The 24,771-nt window shown below is 56.1% G+C and carries 23 protein-coding genes; 4 read left to right on the forward strand and 19 right to left on the reverse strand.

The window, feature by feature from the left end:
- Nucleotides 1-3 precede the first annotated feature (3 nt).
- The 4 genes from EV681_RS18380 to EV681_RS18395 are packed head-to-tail and all read right to left on the reverse strand — an operon-like array spanning nt 4 to nt 4,182.
- The gene (locus EV681_RS18380) at nt 4-918 is read right to left on the reverse strand and encodes a carbohydrate ABC transporter permease (protein ID WP_128394690.1); all 915 of its coding nucleotides are present in this window, start codon (nt 916-918) and stop codon (nt 4-6) included.
- Nucleotides 896-1,819 carry a carbohydrate ABC transporter permease gene (locus tag EV681_RS18385; protein WP_242612320.1) on the reverse strand — a complete coding sequence of 308 codons (924 nt, stop codon included), beginning with the start codon at nt 1,817-1,819 and terminating at the stop codon, nt 896-898. Before EV681_RS18385 ends, EV681_RS18380 begins: the two co-directional genes overlap by 23 nt.
- Before the next feature lie 8 nt (nt 1,820-1,827).
- Nucleotides 1,828-3,183 (reverse strand): ABC transporter substrate-binding protein, encoded by a 1,356-nt coding sequence (locus tag EV681_RS18390; RefSeq protein ID WP_128394688.1) that lies wholly within the window; start codon nt 3,181-3,183, stop codon nt 1,828-1,830.
- A gap of 15 nt (nt 3,184-3,198) precedes the next feature.
- Nucleotides 3,199-4,182, reverse strand: coding sequence for a TauD/TfdA dioxygenase family protein (locus tag EV681_RS18395; protein WP_130304815.1), 984 nt, complete (start codon nt 4,180-4,182; stop codon nt 3,199-3,201).
- A 246-nt stretch (nt 4,183-4,428) separates the two neighbouring features.
- On the opposite strand from EV681_RS18395, the gene EV681_RS18400 reads away from it, so the two are divergent.
- A complete protein-coding gene (locus EV681_RS18400) occupies nt 4,429-4,854 on the forward strand; it encodes a GNAT family acetyltransferase (RefSeq protein WP_128394686.1) in 426 nt (141 codons plus the stop codon).
- Between the two features lie 257 nt (nt 4,855-5,111).
- On the opposite strand, the gene EV681_RS18405 is transcribed toward EV681_RS18400, so the two are convergent.
- The 7 genes from EV681_RS18405 to pqqA form a co-directional block, all read right to left on the reverse strand.
- A complete protein-coding gene (locus EV681_RS18405) occupies nt 5,112-6,080 on the reverse strand; it encodes a bile acid:sodium symporter family protein (RefSeq protein WP_128395091.1) in 969 nt (322 codons plus the stop codon).
- A gap of 242 nt (nt 6,081-6,322) precedes the next feature.
- Entirely contained in the window at nt 6,323-8,356 is a 2,034-nt protein-coding gene (locus EV681_RS18410) for a sigma-54-dependent Fis family transcriptional regulator (RefSeq protein ID WP_128394685.1), read from the reverse strand.
- 222 nt (nt 8,357-8,578) lie between these two features.
- Nucleotides 8,579-9,769, reverse strand: a complete 1,191-nt coding sequence (gene pqqE, locus EV681_RS18415; protein WP_128394684.1) for a pyrroloquinoline quinone biosynthesis protein PqqE — start codon at nt 9,767-9,769, stop codon at nt 8,579-8,581.
- Nucleotides 9,770-9,777: 8 nt separating this feature from the next.
- Nucleotides 9,778-10,041, reverse strand: coding sequence for a pyrroloquinoline quinone biosynthesis peptide chaperone PqqD (gene pqqD / locus EV681_RS18420; protein ID WP_128394683.1), 264 nt, complete (start codon nt 10,039-10,041; stop codon nt 9,778-9,780).
- Entirely contained in the window at nt 10,034-10,792 is a 759-nt protein-coding gene (gene pqqC / locus EV681_RS18425; protein WP_128394682.1) for a pyrroloquinoline-quinone synthase PqqC, read from the reverse strand. Before pqqC ends, pqqD begins: the two co-directional genes overlap by 8 nt.
- A complete protein-coding gene (pqqB, locus tag EV681_RS18430; protein WP_128394681.1) occupies nt 10,789-11,718 on the reverse strand; it encodes a pyrroloquinoline quinone biosynthesis protein PqqB in 930 nt (309 codons plus the stop codon). The genes pqqC and pqqB overlap by 4 nt, the downstream gene beginning before the upstream one ends.
- 63 nt (nt 11,719-11,781) lie before the next feature.
- Complete coding sequence (gene pqqA, locus EV681_RS18435; protein ID WP_014751277.1) at nt 11,782-11,856, reverse strand: pyrroloquinoline quinone precursor peptide PqqA; 75 nt, start codon at nt 11,854-11,856, stop codon at nt 11,782-11,784.
- A gap of 258 nt (nt 11,857-12,114) precedes the next feature.
- Here pqqA and EV681_RS18440 point away from each other — a divergent pair, with 258 nt between their 5' ends.
- The 3 genes from EV681_RS18440 to EV681_RS18450 all read left to right on the forward strand — a co-directional run bounded on the left by EV681_RS18440 (nt 12,115) and on the right by EV681_RS18450 (nt 15,265).
- Nucleotides 12,115-13,152 carry an alpha/beta fold hydrolase gene (locus EV681_RS18440; protein ID WP_130304816.1) on the forward strand — a complete coding sequence of 346 codons (1,038 nt, stop codon included), beginning with the start codon at nt 12,115-12,117 and terminating at the stop codon, nt 13,150-13,152.
- A gap of 415 nt (nt 13,153-13,567) precedes the next feature.
- Nucleotides 13,568-14,137 (forward strand): S-(hydroxymethyl)glutathione synthase, encoded by a 570-nt coding sequence (gene gfa, locus EV681_RS18445; protein WP_128394679.1) that lies wholly within the window; start codon nt 13,568-13,570, stop codon nt 14,135-14,137.
- A gap of 15 nt (nt 14,138-14,152) precedes the next feature.
- Nucleotides 14,153-15,265: an S-(hydroxymethyl)glutathione dehydrogenase/class III alcohol dehydrogenase gene (locus tag EV681_RS18450; RefSeq protein ID WP_128394678.1), complete on the forward strand. Its 1,113-nt coding sequence runs from the start codon at nt 14,153-14,155 to the stop codon at nt 15,263-15,265.
- Nucleotides 15,266-15,633: 368 nt separating this feature from the next.
- Here EV681_RS18450 and fba read toward each other — a convergent pair whose 3' ends face one another.
- The 8 genes from fba to EV681_RS18490 form a co-directional block, all read right to left on the reverse strand.
- On the reverse strand, nt 15,634-16,689 hold the full coding sequence (fba, locus tag EV681_RS18455) for a class II fructose-bisphosphate aldolase (RefSeq protein WP_128394677.1): 1,056 nt from the start codon (nt 16,687-16,689) through the stop codon (nt 15,634-15,636).
- 62 nt (nt 16,690-16,751) lie between these two features.
- Nucleotides 16,752-18,776 (reverse strand): transketolase, encoded by a 2,025-nt coding sequence (gene tkt / locus EV681_RS18460; protein ID WP_130304866.1) that lies wholly within the window; start codon nt 18,774-18,776, stop codon nt 16,752-16,754.
- A gap of 10 nt (nt 18,777-18,786) precedes the next feature.
- Nucleotides 18,787-19,668 carry a phosphoribulokinase gene (locus EV681_RS18465; RefSeq protein ID WP_128394676.1) on the reverse strand — a complete coding sequence of 294 codons (882 nt, stop codon included), beginning with the start codon at nt 19,666-19,668 and terminating at the stop codon, nt 18,787-18,789.
- Nucleotides 19,669-19,771: 103 nt separating this feature from the next.
- Nucleotides 19,772-20,854 carry a class 1 fructose-bisphosphatase gene (locus EV681_RS18470; protein WP_128394675.1) on the reverse strand — a complete coding sequence of 361 codons (1,083 nt, stop codon included), beginning with the start codon at nt 20,852-20,854 and terminating at the stop codon, nt 19,772-19,774.
- A 54-nt stretch (nt 20,855-20,908) separates the two neighbouring features.
- Nucleotides 20,909-21,673: an HAD-IA family hydrolase gene (locus tag EV681_RS18475; RefSeq protein WP_130304817.1), complete on the reverse strand. Its 765-nt coding sequence runs from the start codon at nt 21,671-21,673 to the stop codon at nt 20,909-20,911.
- A 1-nt stretch (nt 21,674) separates the two neighbouring features.
- Complete coding sequence (gene cbbX / locus EV681_RS18480; protein ID WP_128394673.1) at nt 21,675-22,643, reverse strand: CbbX protein; 969 nt, start codon at nt 22,641-22,643, stop codon at nt 21,675-21,677.
- A 66-nt stretch (nt 22,644-22,709) separates the two neighbouring features.
- On the reverse strand, nt 22,710-23,129 hold the full coding sequence (locus tag EV681_RS18485) for a ribulose bisphosphate carboxylase small subunit (RefSeq protein ID WP_128394672.1): 420 nt from the start codon (nt 23,127-23,129) through the stop codon (nt 22,710-22,712).
- Nucleotides 23,130-23,195: 66 nt separating this feature from the next.
- Nucleotides 23,196-24,659, reverse strand: coding sequence for a form I ribulose bisphosphate carboxylase large subunit (locus tag EV681_RS18490; protein WP_128394671.1), 1,464 nt, complete (start codon nt 24,657-24,659; stop codon nt 23,196-23,198).
- Nucleotides 24,660-24,771 lie beyond the last annotated feature (112 nt).

Genomic DNA, 24,771 nt, shown 5'->3' on the forward strand with positions numbered 1-24,771 from the left:
AAGTCAGTCCTTGATTCCGCCTGCGGTCAGGCCATGCACCAAATAGCGCCGGATAATCACCATAAATAGCAACACCGGCAGCATCACCAGTGTGCCTGCGGCTGAGATCTTTCCCCATTCCCAGCCTTCGTACTGAAGGAAGTTGACAATGGCAACGGTAGCCGTGACGGCCTGTGTCCGGGTGAGCACCAGGGCGTAGAAAAAATCACTCCACGCGAAGATAAAGCAGAGGATCGCTGTAGAGGCCAGGCCTGGTGCTGCAAGGGGCAGGGTAATGCGCCAGAATCCTGACCATACGCCACAGCCGTCCAGCCACGCTGCCTCCTCCAGGCTGGTGGGAACAGACGCGAAAAAGGACTGCATCAGCCAGATAACGATGGCCAGATTGAAGGTCATATAGATCAGCGTGAGCCCGGCCAGCGTATCTTGCAGTCCCAACCAGCGAAAGGCCAGAAAAAATGGAATGGTAAATGCGATGGGAGGCGCCATTCTGGTAACCAGAATCCACAGGGCGATCTGTTTGCGCGCCTTGAACTTCCAGCGAGTCAGCACATATGCCGCAGGTACTCCCAGCAACATGGAAAACGCGGTGGACAGCACGCTCACCACCACACTGTTACCCAGTGCCGTTAGAAAGCTGCCATCGGCAAGCAGGCTTTGAAAATTCTCCAGCGTCGGTACGAACCCGAGCGTTGTGTCAAAAATCTCCAGTGCCGGTTTGAATGCCAGGTGAATCGTCCATATGACAGGCAGCATAATCACAAGCATTACAAGTAGCGCAGTGATGGCGCGGGCATGGCGGCGCAGCACCTGAACGAAGCCGGTCAGGCCTCTTGCCCAATAGCGCAGTGCAGAGCAAGCAAAACTATGCGCTGCCAGCACCGGCCGGTATTGCTCAAGTGTTTTTGATTGGGTCATGTGAGTTCCGGGGAAATTGGGTGACAATCAGACTCAAGATGAATACGCCGGCAAGAATAAGCACGGCGATCGCACTGCCGTATCCCCAATATGAAAAATTGAAGGCTTGGGTGAATCCGTAATAGTTGCTCACTTCGGTGACATTGCCGGGGCCGCCGTCAGTCAGGATATAGATCAGCGGGAAAGCCTTGAAACTGTCTATCAGGCGGAACAGTCCGCAAACGACAAGCACGGGCCGGATATGCGGCAACACAATGTACCTCAGAACCTGTAGCCGGCTTGCTCCGTCCATTCTTGCCGCCTCCACGGGATCGGCCGGCAGCATATGCAGCGACGCCAGTATCATCAGAAGCGTAAATGGAAACCACTGCCAGGTGTCTGCAACCGCAATCGCCCATAACGCGGTATGTGGGTTGGTCGTGAGCGCCTCCAGCGTCAATCCCGAAAACTCAAGCAGCCGGTGCATGGGGCTGATGTCAGGCGAGTAGATGATCTTCCATATCAACGCCACCACCACAGGTGGAATCAGCATGGGAATCAAAAAGACGCTGCGTGCATACTGCAGAACGGACGACTTTCCGTTAAGTAGCAAGGCCAGGCCTGTGCCTGCCGTCAGTTGCATGGCAACCGTAAGGAGCGAGAGCTTGCACTGGGTGATGGCGGAGCCAAGAAACCGTTCGTCCTGCATAAGCTGGCGGAAATTGACCAGCGGATCGGAAAAATTGAATGAGGTTGCCGGATTCACCAGACTAAGAGGCGTCAGGCTGGTCGCGAAAAGCGCTACAGCAGGCGCCAGTGTAATCACCAGAAGCACAGCCAGGGCGGGCAGCAGGCCCAACATGAAGGACCTGTTGCGAGACTGCTCCCACGAAACCGGCTGGCAGGAGGCGTTGGCACGCATGGTCGATCTCATGACAGTTTGATACCCGAGCGGCGCAACTGGGCCACCGCTTGAGTCTGGGCCTGTTCCAGCGCCTGCTTTGCAGACAACTGACCAGTGACAACCAAAGGAATCACTTTGTTGATCTGTTGATCGATCTGGGGATAGACCGAAACGGTGCGATATTTCATATGGCCGCTGGCGGACGCCATGTCAATGCTCTCGAGCGCCAGTTGTGCCAAATCCGAACCATTAATCAGCTGGCGTTTGCGAAACGCCTCCGACTTGATATCCGACAAGCGCGCAGGTGAGCCATAGCCGGCGGCAACGGCTTTGGCTGTTGTCTCTTTTGACAGGGCCCATTGGATGAATGTCCAGGCAGCCTCTTTGTTTTTGGAACCTGCCGGAATCCCCAGGCCATGTACGCTGGTGCCGGGAAAGCGTCCAGCCGGCCCTTTGGGCGTCAATCCGAACTTGACTGTGTGCAAGGTACGGCTTGATTTCGGATCACCCAGTTGTGCCAGGTAAAGTTGCCCATGATCTGAAAAATTGACCCGTCCCTGCTTGAGCGCCTGCGTCACCTGGTCAGGCGTATAGCTCAGGGCGCCATTTGGGCCGAACTCGCGGATCAGGCCCGCATAGTATTCGACCGCGGCGACCGCCTCCGGGGTGTTCAGCGTTGGCATCAGATCGTCGGGTACCTGGCGGAAAATGTCAGCGCCGAAAGCGTGCAGATAAGGAACAAAAGACCAACCGTAATGATTGTCCGCTACAAAGCCGGCCACTTTGTCTTTTTTGTTTACCGCGCGCAGCACCTTGACCAGGTCATCGGTGGTGTCTGGAAAATCAAGGCCCGCCTCCTGTACCAGGTCGAATCTTGAAGACACGTGCAGCAGCGCTTCCGATGTCCAGGGTACGCCGTATAGCTTGCCGTCCCTGCCGGTTTCTGCTTCGCGCGCGCCTTTCACAAAATCATTGATATCCCATCCGGCGGGCGTGCGATTGGGATCGGCGATGTACTCGTCAAGCGGGGTCAGCCAGCCCGAATTAATCCATCTGCTGGAGTAGATGAATGTCACGTTAACAACATCATAGGCCGCGCCTTTCGTTGAAAGTTCCAGATCGGTGCGCTGGTTATAGACCGGAAAGGACGGCGTGTCAAAATTGACCCGGGCGCCGGTCAGCGACTCGAACTCGCCAATCCACTGGCGTAAGAGAACGGGGTATGCTGCACTGAACGTGGATACATTCAGGGTGATGCCGTCCAGCGGTTTTTTGCCGGATGCGATGGCCCAGGGTGGCAAGGCCACAGAGAGTCCGGCCGCGGCCATCGTACGCAACGCGTGGCGTCTGGTTTGGCGGTATTTATTGGATCCGTCGTTCATGGTCGCTCACTTGGTTCAGAACGTCAGGGCCGGCTCAGTAGCCGATCCGGTCGCGACAGCGTCGCTGGTGAGCGCTGCATGCGCACTGTCCTGTGGCGCGGTTTTTGTGCGGCTGCGTTGCCCCTGGGTCGATATCGCAGGACCGCCCTGGACCGTCACGCGTCGTACAACCCTGGGCTGATCTCCGTAGTCGTTGACTGCATAATGCTGCGTGGCGCGGTTATCCCACATGGCAACGTCGTCTTGCCGCCATTGCCAGCGCACGGTATTGTCCAGCCGCGTGACGCGGCTTTGCAGCAAGTCAAATACGCGGGCCGATTCACTGGTTGAAAAGTTTTTCAGCGATTTGATGAAATGGCCCAGAAGCAGGGCGCGCTCTCCGGTGACCGGGTGAACATGGACGACCGGATGTTCGGCTTCGTACAGATCAGAAATAAACACCTTCTTGTGGTGTTCAAGTCTTGCCTTATCCAACTCCTGACGGTCTTTGGCATAGTCGTAATCGTTACTGTGAACGGCCCATAGCTGTTCGGCGAGCGCCTGCAGTTCGGGCGGCAATCTGTCATAAGCGCGTGCAGTATTGGCCCAAACCGTGTCGCCGCCGTATGCGGGAACCGTAACGGCGCGCAAAATGCCGATTTTAGGGTAGTGTGCCTTGAACGTGACGTCCGTATGCCAGGAGTCGGCGCGGCCGCCGCCCTTGGAGGCATCTAGCTCGAACAGGCGGGTTCCTTGCCGGGAGGGGACGGTCGGATGCGCTTCGGTTATGCCAAAGCGCGCGCCAAACGCCTGGTGGATACCATCGTCCAAATGCGTCTGCCCTCGGAAAAAAATCACCTTGTGCGTGAGTAAAGCCCGCTCGATATCGTCAATGACGCTTTGCTGCAGATCGCCCGAGATGCGCAGCCCTTCTATTTCGGCACCGATATGGCCGGCAACCCGCAGCAAGTTGAACGATGAGTAGGGTGCTTCAACGTTTTGTGTCTGACTGTAGCTCATGTTTATTCTCCCAAGAATCTGACGATGTTAAGCAAGGTATCGTCCCGAGGGAAATAAAAGATAAGCATGATTTAATTGCTCCGGGGGAAATATACTTATCCGTTTAGCGATCCGGTTGCGGCGCCGGCTGTGGATAATCGGGTATCAACCTATTGCGTTTGTGATTGATAACCGATGCTGCGTGCAACGGCGCTTATGATATTCTTTTGTGTCCGGAACAAACCCATAACCGTGAGCACAAGGCACATGCAGATTCAATTTAGACAGTTTCATCCCGATGATACCGAACAGACGGTGGCGCTATGGCAGGCCTGTGGCCTGACCCGGCCCTGGAACGATCCGCATAAGGATATCGAGCGCAAGCTGCAGCAGGAGCCCGAGCTGTTTATTGTGGCCGAGCGGGACGGGCTGCTTTTGGGTTCCGTGATGGCCGGCTATGACGGGCACCGCGGCTGGATTTATTATCTTTCCGTGTTGCCGCAGTATCAGTCGCAAGGTCTGGGCAAAAAATTGGTGCAGCAGGCAGAGCAAAGGCTGCGCAGCAAAGGTTGTCCGAAAATCCAGCTCATGATCAGACTCGACAACAGCAGCGTGCAGGATTTCTATCGCGCGTTGGGTTACGAGCAGGCAGAGGTTGTGGTGTTGGGCAAGCGGCTGATAGAAGATGCGTAAAGAAGAAGAGAGATAAGAGAGAGATGTAAAGAAGATGTGTGCAACGAGAATGAGTAATTACAGTCGTGATTGCGGCACAGGGCACACTCTGAAGATGAATGCTGCCAGGTGCGAAGCGCAACTTCGTATGAGCACCGCTGGGAGGTTTGCAGTCACTGCTTGGGTAAAAATGCAGTGAACTTATAGTAGTAGGTAACGCTGTAAATGCCCAGGCTGAACAAAACGCGCTCAGCCTGGGCCGGATACGTGGTAACGACCTATGACCGACCCTTATCTTCCGATGCTTCGGAGGTCGCATCACCGTTCTTGAAGCGCTGGTACAGGGTTGCGACCAGTGGTCCGGTAATGTTGTGCCAGACGCTGAAAATCGCGCTTGGCACAGCGGCTGCCGGTGAGAAGTGGGCCGTCGCCAGTGCGGCGCCCAGGCCGGAGTTTTGCATACCCACTTCAATAGACAGCGTCTTGCGCTGTGCGACGCTCAGGCCAGACAATTTTGCCAACCAGTATCCCAGTAGCAGACCCAGACCGTTATGCAGGATAACGACGGCAAAAATCTCCAGGCCGCTGCTGGCAATTTTTTCCTGGTTGCCGGCGACCACAGCCGCAACAATGGCGACAATGGCCACAACCGAGACCAGGGGCAGCGCAGCCACGCCGGCCTGCACTTTTTCCTTGAGCACCATTTGGGCAATCAGCCCCAGCCCGATAGGCAGAATCACCACTTGCACGATTGACCAGAACATGGCAGCAGCACTCACGTCCAGCCACTGGCTGGCCATGAGATAGATCAGCCCCGGTGTGACGATCGGCGCCAACAAGGTGGTGACAGAAGTAATCGCCACGGATAGGGCGACATCGCCGCGTGCCAAAAACGTCATGACGTTCGAAGCGGTGCCGCCCGGGCAGCAACCGACCAGGATCACACCAACGGCCACTTCAGGACTCAGGTTCAGGCCGGTGGCCAGCAGCCAGGCCAGTCCCGGCATGATAATGAATTGTCCAAGTACGCCAATGGCCACTGTACCAGGGCGCTTGAACACCTCGGCAAAGTCGTTTTTGGAAATCGTCAGGCCCATGCCGAACATGATGATGCCGAGCAGGGGAACAATATATTTACCTAGCCAGGCGTAGCTGGCAGGGTTGAAAAAAGCCAGTATTGCAAACAGCAATACCCATATGACAAATGTCTTGCCAACGAATTGGCTCAGGCGGGCGATGGCCTGCATCATGAATAGTCCTTGAGATAATGATCGTGCGGCATCGGTCGCGGCATCACATTCGCTGAAGGTGCGCGTCACCAGCCAGTCACGGCAAAGCAGTGTAAGAATAATATAGGGGTGTGCCACCGACGGCAGGCTCGATAGGTTGGTAAACCCAGGACCAGTTTTGTAGCGCAGATCATGCGCAAAACAAAGACACCGGCCTTAGGGGCCGGTGTCGCGGTGCGGTAAATTGATTGTACCGCTTTTCAGATGGTGGTGGGGTTACCCTGGGTTGACAGGGTAATGTTATGCCGGTGCAGTTTGCGATACAGCGTATTGCGGCTGACACCCAGCGTTCGCGCCACATCGCTGATATTCCAGCGATGGGTCTCCAGCAGCTGGATCAGGGTAATTCTTTCACTTTCCTGCAAAGGGTTAACGGGTTCGTGTTCGTCGCTTACAGCCATGCAGTCTGTCAGCCCAATTGGCGCGGCGCTATTGCCGGCCGGTTGTGCATGCAGATCGGCCAGCGGCCCTGGCAAATGCTCCAGGCCAATGGTCGTGCCTTCGGCCAGGACTGCCATGGTGCGCAACACATGACGCATCTGCCGCAAATTGCCAGGCCAGGCGTACTGCATAAGCGTCTTTAGCACCTGCTCATTGAGCACGATTGGTTTGCCTGCTTCTTCCTGAAGCATGGCCTCGATAAGCTGGCGTTTATCCTGGCGCTCACGCAGTGGTGGCAAGCGTATTTCTACCCCGTTGAGTCGGTAGTACAAGTCTTCCCTGAATTGGCCCTTGGCTACCAGATCTGTCAGATTCCGGTGGCTGGCGCTGATCAGTTGAATATCCACATCGACCGATGCGTCTGCACCGAGCGGCGTGACCTTGCGTTCATCGAGTACGCGCAGCAAGCGCGCCTGCAGCGCCAAAGGCATATCGCCAATTTCGTCAAGCAAAAGCGTGCCGCCGTGGGCTTGCAGTATTTTACCGCTGCGGCCCTGGCGCTGAGCGCCGGTAAAAGCGCCTGCGCGGTAACCGAACAACTCGCTTTCAATCAGGCTTTCGGGAAGGGATGCGCAGTTTACTGCAACGAAGGGGCCATCGCGACGGGGACTGCGCTCGTGAACGGCGCGGGCGAGCACTTCCTTGCCGGATCCAGTCTCGCCATATAGCAGAACCGGAACCCCCTTGCTGACGACGCGTTGAGCCAGTTCGAATTGTTCGCGCAAGACGGGGTCGCCAAGTTCGACGCAGGCGATGCCGCCAGGTTTGCTGATTCTGGCAGGTAGGCCGGTCGCTTCTGACACTTTGTCCTGTGCTGGCATGGCTGATGCTTTAGACAACGCGCCGTGAAACGACAAATGCGTGGAGCCGGCAGCAGGCAACTGGGCGACGGCAAAAAAACGGCTGGAGGCGCCGGCCCGATAGATCGGCACCGGGTGAAACGAGCTTTGCATACTGCGTTGCAAAAGTGATTCAAGCGTTAGCTGGAAAATTTCATCGAAGCGGTAACGTCGCAGCGCCTGCATGTCGGGAAAGCCCAACTGGAACAGCGCACTCTGGTTGGCTGCAACAATGGTGCCGTCCTCCTCGACCATCAGCTTGCCGTCGTGCACGGTATTGATGCTTTCGGGCCGGCTGTGAAAATGAACCGGATGCGCATGCTTGCAATTGACGGTAAGCAGGCGGTTTTCGATCATGCGTGCGGTCATGCCGATCAGCACCAATGAATGCTGCTGGAGTAGCGACGAGCGGCTGGTCACGTCCAGTACTGCAATCATTTTTCCAGTTTGATCCATGACCGGGACTGCGGAACAGGTAAGCAGAATATGCTTGTATAAAAAGTGGTCGGTCTGACGGATGGCAATGGGTTCGCCAACGACCAGGCAGGTGCCCATCCCGTTTGTGCCTACTTCCTCTTCACTCCAGATTGCCCCCAGGCGCAGGCCCAGTCCGGAAAGGTCACTTTCCAGATGATCGGCTGCCACCATGTGCAGAATACAACCGTCGGTGTCCACGAGAACAACGGCCAGTTCCGGATCAGCCAGTTGCTGATACAGAATATTCATTTCGTGTTTGGCTTCAGTAATCAGGACCCGCTTCTGTTCCGAGCGTGCGGTCCGCTCGGGGTGGGTCAGAACGGGAGGCAGGCGCCGGCTTTCCGGGTCCAGGCCATAATCGTTGACACAGCGTCCCCAGGAACTGGCGACTGCCGGATCAATGTCGGGAACCATCACGCCGCGATGCACGATCTGGTTAATCCGCTCAATGTGGTTGCTGACCTCCAACGAGTACATGTCTCCTCCTGCTATGTACATCAGCGCTTGTCCTTTCGGTGGCTGATGCCGATTTTGTAATCTGTCTCGGTGCTTGTATGCGGGCTGTATGCCCGCTGCATATTGATGTCGTCTGCGCAACATTAAACTGCAAAAATAACGATAACCCGCTAGTGGCTGGGGAACCTGTTTATGCTCACCCAATTGTATATCACATGATATGTCATGCGTGTCTCGTTTTCCCTATAAAGACGACATTTTGTCTTCGCTTGCCAGGGCGCTGGTAGCCGAGTCGGCAGCCAGCCGGCGCGAGTTGGCGTCGTTGCGGAACACCAGTGGCTTTTCCTGCACAACGGCTGTCGGCTGGCGTCCGATCATATCTGTAATAACATGGTGATAGGGGGATTTGTCGCAAACCGGATCGGCGTTGGCGGCATTGCCGGTTAGTGCCAGCGCCTGGCAGCGGCAGCCACCGAAATCACGCTCTTTTTCCGGGCAGGTGCGACAAGGCTCCTGCATCCAGTCATCACCACGGAACTTGTTGAATGCATCACTGTGGTACCAGATATCATGGATAGTGCTTTCGGTCACTTGCGGAAACTGCAGACCCGGAATGGTTTTTGCCGCGTGACAGGGCAGGGCGCTGCCATCGGCGGAAACGGCCAGGAAAACAGATCCCCAGCCGTTCATACAGGCTTTGGGACGTTTTTCAAAATAATCCGGCACGACAAACAGAATGCGCATCCGGTTGCCGATTTTTTCGCGATAGCGCGCTACAGCGGCTTCGGCGCGCTGCAACTGCGCACGGTCAGGCAACAATTGTTCGCGATTGATCAGGCCCCAGCCGTAATACTGTGTGTTGGCCAGTTCCAGGTATTCCACGCCCATCTTGTCGGCCATCTCGATAATGCGCTCGATATGGTCCAGGTTATAGCGATGCAGGACCACGTTCAGCACCATGGGATATTCGAATTCCCGAATCATGGCGGCAACGCGCGATTTCAAATCAAAGGTTTTGGTGTGCGTCAGGAAATCGTTCATTTCCCGAGTCGAGTCCTGGAAGGACAATTGGATATGATCGAGCCCGGCCTCTCGCAGGGCGGCAAGCCGTTCGCGCTTTAAGCCAACGCCGGAGGTAATAAGATTGGTATAGAAACCCAGCTGGCGACCCTCTGCCACAAGTACTTCCAGGTCATCGCGCAGCAAAGGCTCTCCGCCGGAAAACCCCAACTGTGCCGCGCCCATTTCCCGTGCCTGGCGCATGACGCTGATCCACTGGTCGGTACTGAGCTCGTTCAGGTTGCTGGCATAATCCACCGGGTTATAGCAGAACACGCAGTGCAACGGGCAGCGATAGGTCAGTTCGGCCAGCAACCATAGCGGTGGCGCAATGGTCGGTTTCTGCGTTTGCTCAACGGCTTGGGGCATATCCATGGTGACCTCTATTTGATCCAGCCACGCTCCTGTGCAGCCTGCAGAAATGATTCAACATCCTTCTGCAATCCTGTCGTGGCAAAGCTTTGTTCCAGATCGGCAACAATCTGGGCAATATTGCGATCGCCATCACAGCGACGCAGAATTTCGGCGGCGCTGTCATTCAGCTTGACCATGCCTTCCGGATACAGCAGGACATAGGCATTTTGCGCTTTTTCGTACTGCAGCCGGAACAGGCGCGATAACAGGGGCTTTTCGGGCAAGTCAGGCATGAGTGGTCTCGCTGTGGTGCTGGCAGGCTTTTTCAATAGCATCAAGCATGGACCATAGAATGTCCAGTTTGAATTGCAGTATTTCCAGTGCTCGCGCCTGCTGCTGGCGGGTGGTGAAATAATCGAGCGTAACCTGCAGCCCGTGTTCGACATCCCTTTCTGCCAAAGAGATCCGGCTGCGGAAATATTCCAGTCCGCCGGCTTCGATCCACTGATAATGGCCGGGCCAGTTTGCCAGCCGGTCTTTATGGATTTTCGGTGCAAACATTTCGGTCAGCGATGAACACACCGCTTCCTGCCAGGGCGCCTGGCGCGCAAAATTGACATAGGCATCCACGGCAAAACGCACGCCGGGCGCAACCAGCTTCAGAGACCACAAATCCTCGCGGCTGATGCCCACTGCCTGGCCCAGACGCGTCCAGGCCTCAATGCCGCCCTCGTTGTCGCCAAAGCCATCATGGTCCAGCATGCGCAGGATCCAGCGACGGCGGGTTTCCCGATCGGGGCAGTTTGACATGACCGCAGCATCTTTGAGTGGGATGTTAATCTGGTAATAGAAGCGGTTGGCAACCCAGCAACGGATATCATCCTGGCTCAACTGTCCGCTGTTCATCCTGACATTGAAGGGATGGTGAATGTGGTAGCTGGCGCCCTTGGCGCGCAGCTGGCGTTCAAATTCAGCCCGGTCCCAGGCTTGGGGGTCGGTTTGCTTCTGGTTATACCCAGCGAGATTCGAAAGAACGATACTCACAATGTGATCTCCATGCCGTCAACGGCAATTTCAATATTATGCCGTTGCAGTACTGCGGCCTCTTCGGAATCCTGATTCAGAATCGGATTGCTGTTATTGATATGGATAAGAATTTTGCGTTTATTGTCACCCAGCGAGTCCAGAACGCTGATCATGCCGTTGGGGCCCGATTGCGGCAGATGACCCATCTGGGCTGCGGTTTTGCGCGACAGACCAAGGCGGATCATTTCGTCTTCGGTCCATACCGTGCCGTCTACCATGACGCAATCGGCGCGGGACATGGCCTCGAGCACCAGCGGTTCGATCTGGCCCAGACCCGGCGCATAAAAAAGGCTTTTGCCAGAGCGCTCGCTGGTAATGAGCAGACCGATATTGTCGCCGACTTGCGGATTGTTACGGTTGGGCGAATAGGGCGGCGCTTTGCTGGTGAGCGGAAACGGGGTTATGGTAATGCCGGGAAGCTCGACCAGTTGCAAGGGCGGGCTGAAGCGGTTTTCTTCAACGGTAATGTGCCGATGCGTCAGGCCGCAATAATGCGACAGGACCTGGGTAAGTGGCAGACCGGTGCTCAGGTCGTTCCAGACCGGCTCGGTGCAATACAAAGGGATGGGACTGCTGCTTTCGCGCAGCATCAGCAGGCCGGTCACATGATCGATCTGCGCATCCATTAATATTACAGATGTGATACCGGTATCACGCACGTTGCGCGCCGGCTGCAGCGCCGGATTGGCCTGAATCTGTTTGAGAATATCGGGAGAGGCATTGACCAGCAGCCATTGAATACCGTCTGCCGAGATCGCGATGGATGACTGGGTACGGGGGATGGCACGGATGCTCTGTCGGCGTACACCGTCACAATTGGGACAGTTGCAGTTCCACTGCGGGAATCCGCCACCGGCGGCAGAGCCAAGCACAAGAATTTTCATAGGTAGCAAGTAAAACGGCACTGGCTCTCGCCAGCGCCGCATGGTATGAGCGTAAGATGCAGATTAACGGTTGGCTATGTACATCGTGATTTCAAAGCCAAAACGCAGATCGCAAAACTCAGGTGTTGTCCATTTCATAAATATCTCCTGTTCAGATGGAAAATGTCGAAGTGGCAGGCAGAAGGTGTATGAGCCAGCTACCAGCATGATACTGATAATTCAATATGGCTACTGCCCCGCATGACTGTAAAACGATGCGCAGTCAAATTAATGGTAGCATGACTCGCATATTTGTCAAGGCGCTTTAACCTGCAAAAAATTTCCGGTTTATGCCTTGGTTATTATATCAGTTGTAATAAGCGATCGTGTTTCCATCTTCTGCCCGGAACTTGTTTTATGAGTATGCCATTGTCCCAAGATTATCTGCAGACCACCGACGGTCACCAGCTATACTACGCCGAATTCGGCAATATCCGGGCGCCCGCCGTGGTCGTTCTGCATGGCGGTCCGGGCAGTAGCAGCAACCTTGCCATGTTGGAATGGTTCGACCTCGGGCGCTGGCGGGTGGTCCTGTTTGACCAGCGCGGTAGCGGCAAAAGCCTGCCCACCGGAAGTCTGGAACATAATACAACGGCGCACCTGATTCAGGATATTGAGCAACTGAGAGAGCATCTGGCCATTGCAAGGTGGACCGTCGTGGGCGGATCGTGGGGGGCGTATCTGGCCCTGGCTTACGCAGCAAGGCATGCAGATCGCATTGACCATCTCGTGCTGCGCGGCACGTTTCTGCCTTCCCGGCTGCAACTGGACTGGTTCTTCCAGCACTTGCAGGCATTAGTGCCGCAGGCCTGGGATAGCCTGACCGAGACCATGAGCGAAGATGAAAAACAATCGGTTCTGCAGACGTTGGCGGCCAGGCTGCTCGGCAGCGATCGCAAGCAAATGTCGGATGCAGCCGAACGCTGGAGCAGCTACGAGAACAGTATCATGGCCGGCATGATGCAGGGCAAGCCCACACAGCAAGCGTCCAACGGGCAACCCGCCGAGAAAAAACAGGCCGGGGCCCAAGACGCAGCCACCCGCCAGGCTGCCGGTGCGCAGCCTGGCGATGAAGCGGGCGAACGTGAGCAAGCCCAGACCAGGGCTGCTGCGCGCACTATCCACAAATATCGCATTCAGGCGCACTATTTGCGCCACATGGGGTTTATTGATCTTCCTGCGCTGCTCGCGCAGTTGCGCCAGGTGCCGGTGAAAACCACTTTGCTGCACGGCACGCATGACTGGATATGTCCTGCCACCAACGTGCATTTGCTGCAGCGCTTCCTGCCCGAGGCCGAACTGCGTTGGGTCCCTGGCGGCACGCATACGCCGTCCGATCCGCTCATTCTTGCGGCGCTCACTGAGACCATGGCCCGGCTATCGGCAGCAACCTGACTTAACAGGCGCAGGTGTATCTGAACAGATTTTCCCGGGCATTTGTCCCTCTCATCTACCCTTGATTTGCAATCGTCTAACGTGCACTGTCTTGACAGACACGGTGTTGCATCGCCTGCGCGGCGCAGTATCTGTATCGACCCGCGTTCATCTGCGGCAAGCCATGGCACAGCCTGTATCGTATTCTGAACAACTTCTGGTTCGTGCTTTGATGCGACCGGTGTAGCGCCGTTGTGAAAGCGGAATGGTTCTGCTTCTGTTCACTGTGGTTGCACGCTTGCCGGCAAGTGCTTGTGATGATTGGCATGGAAGTTGCTTCAGTAGTGGTTATTGCTGCCCGTTCGCCATGCACCGAGTATGGCGGGGAAGGCACCCGATCAAGTCAGAACCATTCATAACCAATCCGGAGACACATATGAGTTACAATATCCATCCAGCCGTTAACAATGGCGTTCAGGCGAGTACAGACAACAACTTTACCGGTGGCAAACTGGTTTGCAACTGTGAGACAGACAGAGTCGAAGTCACGGTCAATTCACAGTCTGCCCATAACCACCTTTGTGGTTGTTCCAAATGCTGGCGGCCTGCCGGTTCCCTGTTTTCGCAGGTCGCCGTCGTGCCAAAAGAGTCCGTGCAGGTCACAGCCCATGGCGACAAGCTCAAGGTGGTTGACGAGTCGGCAGCCATTCAACGGCATGCATGCAGCGGTTGTGGCGTTCATATGTACGGCCGTATTGAAAATACGCAGCATCCATTTTATGGGCTCGATTTCATTCATACAGAGCGCTCTCCCCAGACCGGCTGGTCTGCCCCAACGTTTGCCGCCTTTGTCTCGTCCATCATTGAAACAGGCACCGATCCTGCAGAGATGACTGGTATTCGGGCACGGTTGAACGAACTGGGATTGCCACCCTATGACGCCCTGTCGCCAGCGCTAATGGACGTTATCGCAACACATGTTGCAAAATCAAAACATGCATCTTAAGCAGGAGTTGAAGTAATGGAAACAAAAGCCGCTGTTGCCACCAAAGCCGGGGCGCCGCTGACGATCGAGACGGTCCAGCTGGACGGTCCGCGTGCATTCGAAGTGCTGGTGGAAATCAAGGCATCGGGCGTATGTCATACAGACATGTTCACGCTGTCCGGTGATGATCCGGAAGGTATTTTTCCGGCTATTCTTGGTCACGAAGGCGCCGGTGTGGTCGTGGAAGTGGGCTCGGGCGTAACCACGCTCAAGCCCGGCGATCACGTGATTCCGCTTTATACGCCCGAGTGCCGCAATTGCGTATTCTGCCTGTCGCGCAAGACCAATTTGTGCGGCGCCATTCGCGAAACCCAGGGCAAGGGCCTGATGCCTGATGGCACCAGCCGCTTCAAGCTCAATGGCAAGGATGTGTTTCACTACATGGGCACGTCCACGTTTTCAAATTACACGGTGGTGCCGGAAATTGCACTTGCCAAGATCCGGGAAGATGCACCCTTCGAAAAGGTTTGCTACATCGGCTGCGGTGTCACCACAGGTGTGGGCGCCGTTATCTATACCGCCAAAGTGCAGCCCGGCGACAAGGTGATTGTATTTGGCCTGGGCGGCATCGGCTTAAATGTCGTGCAAGGTGCGCGCATGGCCGGCGCCGATATGATTATTGGCGTAGACATTAATCCGGCGCGTGAAGAGCTGGCTCGCAAATTCGGCATGACGCATTTTGTCAATCCGAAAGAAGTCGAAGGCGATATCGTCCCATACCTGGTGAGTCTGACCAAGGGCGGCGCCGATCATACCTTTGAATGTATCGGCAACGTGAATTTGATGCGCCAGGCGCTGGAGTCCTGCCATAAAGGCTGGGGCAAGAGCACGGTTATTGGCGTGGCCGGCGCGGGCCAGGAAATTTCGACAAGGCCGTTTCAACTGGTCACCGGTCGCGTCTGGCAGGGTTCGGCCTTTGGCGGCGCCCGCGGTCGTACCGACGTGCCAAAAATTGTTGACTGGTACATGGAAGGCAAGATCAATATCGATGATCTGATCACACATGTCATGCCCATCGAGAAGATCAACGAGGCCTTCGATCTGATGCATGAGGGTACCTCGATTCGTTCTGTGGTTACTTTCGATTAATGCGGCGCCAGGGACGCTGCACATTGCGACGTCCCTGATGCTCATAAAAGCGGTTCACCTGCTGTGTCGGTACGGCACAACAGCCAAAAAGAAGGGGCTCTGTATATTGAGCCCCTTCGTCATTGCAGCGAACGGTAAAGCGCGGCAGGCAAGTCTTGTCTCTGTTTAGAAGAAAAACCATGACAATGCGGCATGCATCTACATCGCTTATAAATACACCTATAAAAACAAATACAGATAAAGATACTGATTGACGGGGAAACGGGGTCGTCCGAGATCCTGCGTCGCCAGGGGTGCGAGTTGACACCGGAAAAACAATCCTGCCCTGGTTCAGGACTTGATCCGGTGCCAATGCCAACGGGCAGGCTTCAGGCCGCAGCGGCCTGCTGCGCATAGATGCCGGCCATCTTTTCCAACGCTACCGGTTTGATGGCAGAAGCCCGACCTGCGCAGCCAAACGCTTCGAAGCGCTCCTGGCAAATCTGTCGTGCCGCCGCGGTTGCTTCCTTGAAGAATTTGCGCGGATCAAATTCTGCCGTGTCCTGCATCATGCTGCGGCGCATTGCACCTGTCATTGCCAGCCGGATATCGGTATCGATATTGATCTTGCGCACGCCATTTTTGATGCCTTCACATATTTCCTCTACCGGCACGCCGTAAGTTTCACGGATGTCGCCGCCATGGTTGCGAATAATGTCTAGCCATTCCTGGGGAACGGAAGATGAGCCGTGCATGACCAGGTGCGTAGTGGGAATGCGCTCGTGGATGGCGCGGATGCGGTCAATGGCCAGAATGTCGCCGGTGGGTTTGCGGGTAAATTTATAGGCGCCGTGGCTGGTGCCTATGGCAATGGCCAGCGCATCCACGCCGGTTCGCGCGACAAAATCGGCGGCCTGTTGCGGATCGGTCAGCAGTTGTTCATGCGACAACACTCCTTGGGCGCCGGAGCCATCTTCTTCGCCCGCCTGGCCCGATTCGAGCGAGCCCAGGCAACCGAGTTCACCTTCGACCGAGACACCGACGCAGTGGGCCATATCGGCAACCTGTCGCGTAACAGCCACATTATATTCATAGCTTGATGGCGTTTTCATATCGGCCATCAGAGAGCCATCCATCATCACACTTGAAAAGCCGGAGCGGATCGAGGCCTGGCACACGGCCGGGCTGGCGCCATGGTCCTGATGCATGCACACCGGAATATCGGGATAGGACTCTATGGCGGCTTCGACTAATCGGCGCAGAAAAGCTTCGCCGGCATACTTTCGTGCGCCGGCAGAGGCCTGCAGAATGACCGGGCTGTCGGTGCTGGATGCGGCCTGCATGATTGCCTGGATCTGCTCCAGATTGTTGACATTGAAGGCTGGAATGCCGTAACCATGCTCGGCAGCGTGATCCAGCAGTTGACGTAATGAAACGAGGGCCATGTTGATCTCCTTGGGTGGAGCAGGGGGTGTTAAGTAACAGGACCCCCTGCGAACGAATCGTGTTATGAAGCTTGATCAAGCAATGCATAAACTGCCTTGCAGACTGCTTGCGGGTTGAGGCCAAAATAGTCATATAGCTGGCCTGCCGGTGCTGATTCCCCAAAGGTGTCGATGCCAATGGCGATGCCGTTATTGACCACACTGCGCCAAAACCAGCTGGAGCCGGCTTCAATACTGACGCGTGGGATATCCGGGGGAAGGACCTGATCGCGCCATGCTTGCGGCTGGGCAAAGAACAGTTCCACGCATGGCATGGAGACCACGCGCACCGCAATGCCCTCGTCACGCAAGGCCGCCGCAGCTTTGACGGCGATACCCACCTCTGATCCGGTGGCAATGAGAACCGCCTGCGCGTGGGGCGCGTCCTGCAGGATATAGCCGCCGCACGCGATCTGCTCGCGTTGCGTTTTTTCGCGGGTAAACGGCGTCAGGTTCTGGCGCGACAGCATCAGGCAAGCCGGTCCATCTTCTCGCTTCAGTGCCTGCTGCCAGGCAATTGCTGTTTCCTCTCCGTCGCAGGGGCGCCAGACACGGTTGTTGGGAATGATGCGCAGCGCGCTCAGGTGCTCCACCGGTTGATGGGTGGGGCCGTCTTCGCCCAGTCCGATGGAATCATGAGTAAACACATGAATCACACGCTGCTTCATGAGTGCGGCCATACGAATGGCATTGCGCGAATAATCGGAGAAGGTCAGGAAGGTGCCGCCATAGGGAATGAATCCCCCATGCAGGGCAAGACCGTTCATGACTGCAGCCATGCCGAACTCGCGCACGCCGTAGCTTAAATAATTACCCTGACCATGATGATTGACCCAAACAGAAGATTTGACATTAGTCAGATTCGAGCCACTGAGATCGGCCGAGCCGCCGAACAGGCCCGGCAGCTCGGGCGTGATGGCTTCGAGCACGATTTGCGAGGCCTTGCGGGTGGCAATATTGCCGTGTAGCGCCTCGCTGGCGTCCAGCAAATCTTCCAGGGCAAGCAGTGCTTCATCGGGAATATCGCCAGCCAGGCGCCGGGCCAGCTCCCGGGCGTCTTCGGGATACCGTGCCTGCCAGCGATCAAACTGTTGCTGCCAGAGCAACTGCCGGGCTGCACCTTGCTCGATGGCGTTCCAATCATCGACGACGTCCTGTGGTAGTTCGAATTCTGCATAGGGCCAGTTTCTTGCCGCCCGCATTGCCGCGATTTCATCGGTGCCCAGCGGGGCGCCGTGGACCGCATGGCTGCCAGCCTTGGTTGGCGCGCCATGGCCAATATGGGTGCGGCAGCAGATCAGGGTCGGGCGCGCTTGCGCGGCAGGTTGTGACTTTGCCTGAAAGATGGCTGCATCAATCGCCGCTGCGTCATGTCCATCGACATTGGCAATCACATTCCAGTTGTATGCAGCAAAACGGGCGGCGGTGTCGTCGCTGAACCAGCCTGCTACATCGCCGTCAATGGAAATCCCATTATCATCATAGAAGCAGATGAGCTTGCCCAGTCCGAGCGTGCCGGCCAGCGAGCAGGATTCGTGGCTGATGCCTTCCATCAGGCAACCGTCGCCGACAAAGACGTAGGTGTAATGGTCTACAATCATATGGCCGGGGTGATTGTAGCGACGCGCCAGTAGTTTTTCGGCAAGCGCCATGCCCACGGCGTTGGCCAGGCCCTGGCCCAGCGGGCCGGTGGTCGTTTCTACACCGGGCGTCAGACCGACTTCGGGGTGACCAGGCGTGCGCGAATGCAACTGACGGAATTGTCGAATTTCGCTGAGCGGCAGATCGTAACCGGTCAGGTGCAGCAGGGCATACAGCAGCATGGATCCGTGACCATTGGACAGCACGAACCGGTCGCGATTGAACCAGCCAGGGTCCGCCGGGTTATGGGACAGATGACGCCGCCACAGCACCTGGGCGATGTCGGCCATGCCCATGGGCGCACCAGGATGCCCCGATTGCGCCTGCTCGACCGCATCGGCGGCCAGAAAACGCAGTGCATCCGCATGGCGGGTTTCTTCAATGGTTATTTTTTCGGCAAGATTCATCATGGTCTCCTTATGCCTGGGCGGCGCGCTTCTTGCGTTCCATCATGCGCCAGATGAATGGAGTAAAGATCAGTTGCATGGCCAGCTCCATCTTGCCGCCGGGTACGACAATGGTGTTGGCTCGCGACATAAACGAGTCGTGGACCATATTGAGCAGATACTGAAAATCGATGCCCTTGGGATTGGCAAAGCGAATGACCACAAAGCTCTCGTCTGGCGCCGGTATGTCTCTTGCAATAAACGGGTTGGACGTATCGACGCAAGGTACGCGCTGAAAGTTGACATGGGTCAGCGAAAACTGCGGGCAAATATGATTCACATAGTCGGGCATGCGGCGCAAAATGGTGTCTGTGACCGCTTCAGCCGAATAGCCTCTGGTGGATTTGTCCCGCCACAATTTCTGGATCCATTCGAGATTGATCACCGGCACCACACCAACCAGCAAATCGGGGTACTGTGCGATATTGACCTTGTCATGCACGACCGCGCCGTGCAGGCCTTCATAAAACAGCAGATCGGTATCGGCCGGAATATCTTCCCATTCGGTGAAGGTGCCGGGCTCCTGTTTGTAGGGAGCGGCTTCGCGCGCGTCATGCAGGTACTTGCGGCGTTTACCCGAACCACTTTCGCTGTAGGTGCGAAACAGGGTTTCCAGTTCGGCAAACAGATTGGTATCTGGCCCGAAATGGCTGAAATTGGCATTGCCGTCTTTTTCGGCGGCAGCCTGCCGCTCTTTCATTTGCGCGCGGTTATAGCGATGAAAGCTGTCGCCTTCAATGGAAGCGGCAGTCACCCCTTCGCGACGGAATATATTTTCGAAGGTTCTGGTCACCGACGTGGTTCCTGCGCCTGAAGAACCGGTAATTGAAATAATCGGGTGGCGTTCTGACATGATTCTGGCCCTTTGATAAATGAAAGATGGCGTTATTGCCGGCATGGTGCAAAGGCGTCTGGCAACGGCGATGCCGGCTGCCGGGGCCTGTGCACATGGCGGTTCATAGCATGTTCGGCGATTCGGTGAACAGGCTGCGTTCGTGGAAAAGTGGGTTGGGCGAGTCGACCCTTCGCGGATGCTTGTGATATTGCTCGATCCGCTCCACTTCGTTTTTGGAGCCGAAGATAAACCCGATACGCTGGTGAATTTCGGTGGGAACGACCTGCATGACCGGCTCATGCCCGGTACTGGCACGCCCCCCTGCCTGCTCCATGATAAAACCGATAGGATTGGCTTCATATAACAGGCGCAACCTGCCGTTTCGGGCCGGTAGCTTATTATCCCGAGGATATAGAAACACGCCGCCGCGCATCAGGATCCGGTGCGCCTCGGCAACCAGCGATGCGATCCAGCGCATGTTGAAATCCTTGCCGCGTTCGCCTGTTTTACCGGCAATGCACTCATCAACATAGCGGCGCACCGGTTCGTCCCAAAAGCGACTGTTGGAGGTATTGATAGCGAACTCGTTGCTGTCCTCCGGAATTTTCAGATTGGGGTGGGTCAGCATGAACTCGCCAACCAGCGGGCAAAGCGTGAAAGCATGGACGCCGTTGCCCACCGACAGCACGAGCATCGTAGACGGGCCATAGATAGCATAGCCGGCGGCCACCTGTTCGACACCCGGTTGCAGATAGTCTTTGACCGAGGTCGTGCGTCGTGAGTCGGGTGCGCGCAGCACCGAGAAAATGCTGCCGACAGCAACATTCACGTCAATGTTGGATGAACCGTCAAGCGGATCGAACAGCAGCAGATACCGTCCGCGGCTATATGGCTTGGGAATGCTGTAGGGTTCATCCAGCTCTTCGGACACCATGCCGGCCAGTTGTCCTCCCCACTGATTTCCTTCGATGAACAGATCGTTGCTCAGAATGTCCAGCTTCTTCTGGTCCTCGCCCTGCACATTGGTGGAGTCGGCACTGCCATTGACACCGGCCAGGACGCCGCAGGCGATGGCATGGGAAATTCTGCGGCAGACCAGCGCGATATTGAGTATCACGCTATTGAAGTCTCCACCGGCCTCGGGAAAGCGGCGCCGCTCGTCGATCAGAAACTGGGTCAGGGTAGGTCGTTGCGGTGTTTGCATGAATGTCTCCTCGATTTGAATCATTTGCTGCTGCGCCTTCGGTTGGCTTGGCCTTTAGCCGGCCTTGAGCAGGGGATCTGCGTGCAGGCATTTGAGCGTGAACAGATCCACCATGGTCTGATGGATTCCGTTGCCCGGTGGAACCGGCAGATCAGGATCGCCCAGATGCGGTAGCACCAGCATGGCACCGGAAAAATCCTGGCCAGCGGTGTAATGGGTGGGCGTAATGATGGTTGAAATACCAGCTCGAGCCGCTGCCCGCAATCCGTTTTCCGAATCTTCAAATGCAATACAGTTTGTTGCTTCCACATCCAGTTCGGCCAGTGCCTGCAGATAGACGTCGGGTTCGGGCTTTTTCTTGCCAGGCGTGCGGGCATCGCAAACTGCAACGAAAAACTTCCTCCAGTCCGACCCCAGGCAGTGATGCAGCAGGGCCTGTACGTTGGCGGCGGTGGTGGTGGTGGCAATGGCTAGCGGTATGCCTGCACAATAGGCGTCGATAATCAAGCGGTGAATGCCTGGACGCAAGGTGACCTGGCCGTTGTCGATCAGTCGTGCATATTCCTCGGTCTTGATGGCATGAACTTCGCGGATCTTTCTGGCGGCTTGCAATGTACTTGCGCCTTCAGGATCAATGGACAGCCAGTAGTGCGCCATGCGCTCTTTGCCGCCGCTGATGGTCAGCAATTGTGCGTACAGGTCTTCGTCCCAGTACCAATCGAGTCCGGCCAGAATAAAAGCGGTATTGAATGCGCGCAGATGTACGGTTTCAGTATCAGCCAGTGTGCCATCTACATCAAAGATCAGTGCCTTGAGCATGTTATGTCTCCCTGTCGTTTTCGGGGTGATCATGCCGGATGCTGGCTTGCGGGTCGGCAGTGGATGCTTCAGAAAAGACCCGGCTGGCCCGAATATCCTGGGCGCTGATCGTTTGCAGTGCGGCGTCGCTGACGTTGTCCGGATCGCGCATCAGTCTGGACGCGTGACGCAGGCGGGCGCGCTCCAGCGCATTGCGGACACTGCGGGCATTGGCAAAATAAGGCTGCTGCATGCGCTTGACGATGTATTGAGAGAACGCCTGCTGCGCCGGTTCGTCAAAGCGATATTGCATGCCCTCGAGCATGATGTCTGCAATTTTTTCCAGTTCTTCGGGTGCGTAGTCGGGAAAATCGATATGGTGGGCAACGCGCGAGGACATGCCCGGGTTGGAAGAGAAAAAGCGATCCATCCTGTCCTTGTAACCGGCAAAAATGACCACGAGATCGTCACGATTGTTCTCCATGACCTGAAGCAGGATTTCAATCGATTCCTGGCCATAATCACGTTCGTTTTCGGGTCGGTAAAGGTAATAGGCCTCATCAATGAACAGTACGCCGCCCATGGCCTTTTTCAGTACCTCCTTGGTTTTCGGCGCCGTATGCCCGATGTATTGCCCGACCAGATCGTCGCGCGTCACCGCCACAAGATGGCCGCGACGCAGGTAGCCCAGCTGATGCAGTATTTGCGCCATACGCATTGCAACCGTGGTTTTCCCCGTTCCAGGATTGCCCGTGAAACTCATATGCAAGCTGGGTGCGCCGGTACGCAGTCCACGTTCGGCGCGCAGTTTGTCAACCAGAAGCAGTGCGGCAATATCCTGGATGCGTTGCTTGACCGGCGCCAAACCCACCAGTTCGCGATCGAGCTGCTGCAAGGTGGCGGCAATCGCCTGACGATCTTCTGACGCCGTGCTGTTGCGCGCTGTCTGTGCTTTTTCCGGTGTCGCGACGTTTAGTGTGGTTTGCGCCATGGTCTTCTCCTTTAGCGTGGGTATAACGCCGGGGCAATGCGGGCCCCGGCAGGCAGGCTCAATGCATCAGTAGCGGCTGCCTTCGGCGGCTGCAGTCACTGCATAGCTCTCGATCGTGTAGCGCATGCGTCGTCCGTCGATCTCCTGGCGAACCAGACGAAAGCCCGGTTCATGAGCGGGACGGTTGACGATGAATGACATGACCACGGACTCCACGGTATGAGTGGAGTCAAACGCTGTGACGCGAATATAGTGATTCGGGAAGGTATTGCGTGCCTGTTCGATCTCCTGCAATATGCCGGCGGCATCGCGCAGGTCGAACATGGGGTTGCCGAACATCTCCCAGAAAGTATTGCGCGGATGCGGATCATCGGTATATTCAATGCCGACCGCCCAGCCGTTATCCAGGCAATATTGCAACTGTTTGGTGATCTGTTCGTTGGTCAGATCAGGAAGAAACGAGAAGGTCCCTTGTGTAATTCGCATGATGTTCTCTCTTGTCGTAAAGTGCTGTGGTCTTGGCCTGCCTGTGTGCTTATTGCCTCTGTGATTTCAGGCAACAGACGGCATGGGGGTGTAGTCAGACGTGTCGGTGGATTGGTAGTTGAAGGTCACTTCACCCCAGGTGTCCAGTGCCGCGCGCAAGGGGCCGCAGTGCTTTGCTGCATCCTTGAGAATTTGCGGGCCTTCTGCTGCAATGTTGCGCCCCTCGTTGCGCGCCAGCACCATTGATTCGAGTGCGACGCGATTGGCCACTGCGCCGGCCTGGATCCCATCAGGGTGGCCAATGGTGCCGCCGCCAAACTGCAGGATTGCGTCGTCGCCGAACAGGTCCAGAAGCTGGTGCATTTGCCCGGCGTGAATACCGCCGGAGGCCACCGGCAGTACCTTGCGCAAGGCCACCCAGTCCTGATCGAAGAAAATGCCGCGCGGCAGATCGGTCTGCGTGTAGGCATCGCGACATACGTTGTAGTATCCCTGCACGGTCATCGGGTCGCCTTCCAGTTTGCCCACTGCTGTTCCTGCATGAAGGTGATCCACGCCGGCCAGGCGCAGCCACTTGGCAATCACCCGGAAAGACACGCCGTGGTTTTTCTGCCGGGTGTAGGTGCCGTGACCGGCGCGATGCATATGCAAAATCATGTCGTTCTGACGACACCAGTGTGATATGGACTGGATCGCGGTCCAGCCGACCACCAGATCGACCATCACAATGACTGAACCCAGCTCTTTGGCGAACTCAGCGCGGCGGTACATCTCTTCCATGGTGCCTGCGGTAATGTTCAGGTAACTGCCCTTGACTTCGCCGGTTGCGGCCGATGCCTTGTTAACTGCATCCATCACAAACAGAAAGCGGTCGCGCCAATGCATAAAAGGTTGAGAGTTGATGTTTTCATCATCCTTCATGAAATCCAGGCCACCCTTGAGTCCCTCGTATACCACGCGTCCATAATTGCGTCCGGACAGACCCAGCTTGGGTTTGGTGGTGGCACCCAGCAATGGGCGACCGAATTTATCCAGGCGTTCGCGCTCCACAATAATGCCCGTTGGCGGGCCGGCGAAGGTTTTCACATAGGCGGCGGGAAAACGCATATCTTCCAGCCGGGCAGCTTTGAGCGGTTTGAAACTGAACACGTTGCCGATGATAGATGCCGTCACGTTTGTGATGGAGCCTTCTTCAAACAGAGAAAGGTCGTAGGCGATATAGCAGAAATATTGCCCTTCGTTATTGGGCACCGGATCGACCCTGTATGCTTTGGCGCGGTACTTGTCGCAAGCGGTCAGCCTGTCGGTCCATACAACAGTCCAGGTTGCTGTTGATGATTCTCCGGCAACGGCGGCAGCCGCTTCGATGGGGTCAACGCCATCCTGTGGTGTGATGCGAAACACCGCGAGTATATCTGTGTCCGTAGGTTCGTAGTCGCCATCCCAATAGCCCATTTGGGCATATTTGAGTACACCGGCTGCATAGCGTTTTTTCTGATCCCTGATCTGGACGTTGCTGATATCGTTCATTGTCTATCTCCTGAGTGCCTTGCATGATCAAGCCGGCAGGATGCTGCGTCTGACCGGTATGAACAAACTATACAAATGGTCATGCTTGAGGTCTAATAATAAATATCGAAGA

The sequence above is a fragment of the Advenella incenata genome (genome assembly GCF_004217095.1).
In the GTDB taxonomy this organism is placed as follows: Bacteria; Pseudomonadota; Gammaproteobacteria; order Burkholderiales; family Burkholderiaceae_B; genus Advenella; species Advenella incenata.

Bases quoted from the DNA above. Each gene is read 5' to 3' on its own strand.
- EV681_RS18380 (WP_128394690.1), bottom strand. From the start codon at position 918: ATGACCCAATCAAAAACACTTGAGCAATACCGGCCGGTGCTGGCAGCG.
- EV681_RS18385 (WP_242612320.1), bottom strand. From the start codon at position 1,819: ATGCGTGCCAACGCCTCCTGCCAGCCGGTTTCGTGGGAGCAGTCTCGC.
- EV681_RS18390 (WP_128394688.1), bottom strand. From the start codon at position 3,183: ATGAACGACGGATCCAATAAATACCGCCAAACCAGACGCCACGCGTTG.
- EV681_RS18395 (WP_130304815.1), bottom strand. From the start codon at position 4,182: ATGAGCTACAGTCAGACACAAAACGTTGAAGCACCCTACTCATCGTTC.
- EV681_RS18400 (WP_128394686.1), top strand. From the start codon at position 4,429: ATGCAGATTCAATTTAGACAGTTTCATCCCGATGATACCGAACAGACG.
- EV681_RS18405 (WP_128395091.1), bottom strand. From the start codon at position 6,080: ATGCAGGCCATCGCCCGCCTGAGCCAATTCGTTGGCAAGACATTTGTC.
- EV681_RS18410 (WP_128394685.1), bottom strand. From the start codon at position 8,356: ATGTACTCGTTGGAGGTCAGCAACCACATTGAGCGGATTAACCAGATC.
- pqqE (WP_128394684.1), bottom strand. From the start codon at position 9,769: ATGGATATGCCCCAAGCCGTTGAGCAAACGCAGAAACCGACCATTGCG.
- pqqD (WP_128394683.1), bottom strand. From the start codon at position 10,041: ATGCCTGACTTGCCCGAAAAGCCCCTGTTATCGCGCCTGTTCCGGCTG.
- pqqB (WP_128394681.1), bottom strand. From the start codon at position 11,718: ATGAAAATTCTTGTGCTTGGCTCTGCCGCCGGTGGCGGATTCCCGCAG.
- EV681_RS18440 (WP_130304816.1), top strand. From the start codon at position 12,115: ATGAGTATGCCATTGTCCCAAGATTATCTGCAGACCACCGACGGTCAC.
- gfa (WP_128394679.1), top strand. From the start codon at position 13,568: ATGAGTTACAATATCCATCCAGCCGTTAACAATGGCGTTCAGGCGAGT.
- EV681_RS18450 (WP_128394678.1), top strand. From the start codon at position 14,153: ATGGAAACAAAAGCCGCTGTTGCCACCAAAGCCGGGGCGCCGCTGACG.
- fba (WP_128394677.1), bottom strand. From the start codon at position 16,689: ATGGCCCTCGTTTCATTACGTCAACTGCTGGATCACGCTGCCGAGCAT.
- tkt (WP_130304866.1), bottom strand. From the start codon at position 18,776: ATGAATCTTGCCGAAAAAATAACCATTGAAGAAACCCGCCATGCGGAT.
- EV681_RS18465 (WP_128394676.1), bottom strand. From the start codon at position 19,668: ATGTCAGAACGCCACCCGATTATTTCAATTACCGGTTCTTCAGGCGCA.
- EV681_RS18470 (WP_128394675.1), bottom strand. From the start codon at position 20,854: ATGCAAACACCGCAACGACCTACCCTGACCCAGTTTCTGATCGACGAG.
- EV681_RS18475 (WP_130304817.1), bottom strand. From the start codon at position 21,673: ATGCTCAAGGCACTGATCTTTGATGTAGATGGCACACTGGCTGATACT.
- cbbX (WP_128394673.1), bottom strand. From the start codon at position 22,643: ATGGCGCAAACCACACTAAACGTCGCGACACCGGAAAAAGCACAGACA.
- EV681_RS18485 (WP_128394672.1), bottom strand. From the start codon at position 23,129: ATGCGAATTACACAAGGGACCTTCTCGTTTCTTCCTGATCTGACCAAC.
- EV681_RS18490 (WP_128394671.1), bottom strand. From the start codon at position 24,659: ATGAACGATATCAGCAACGTCCAGATCAGGGATCAGAAAAAACGCTAT.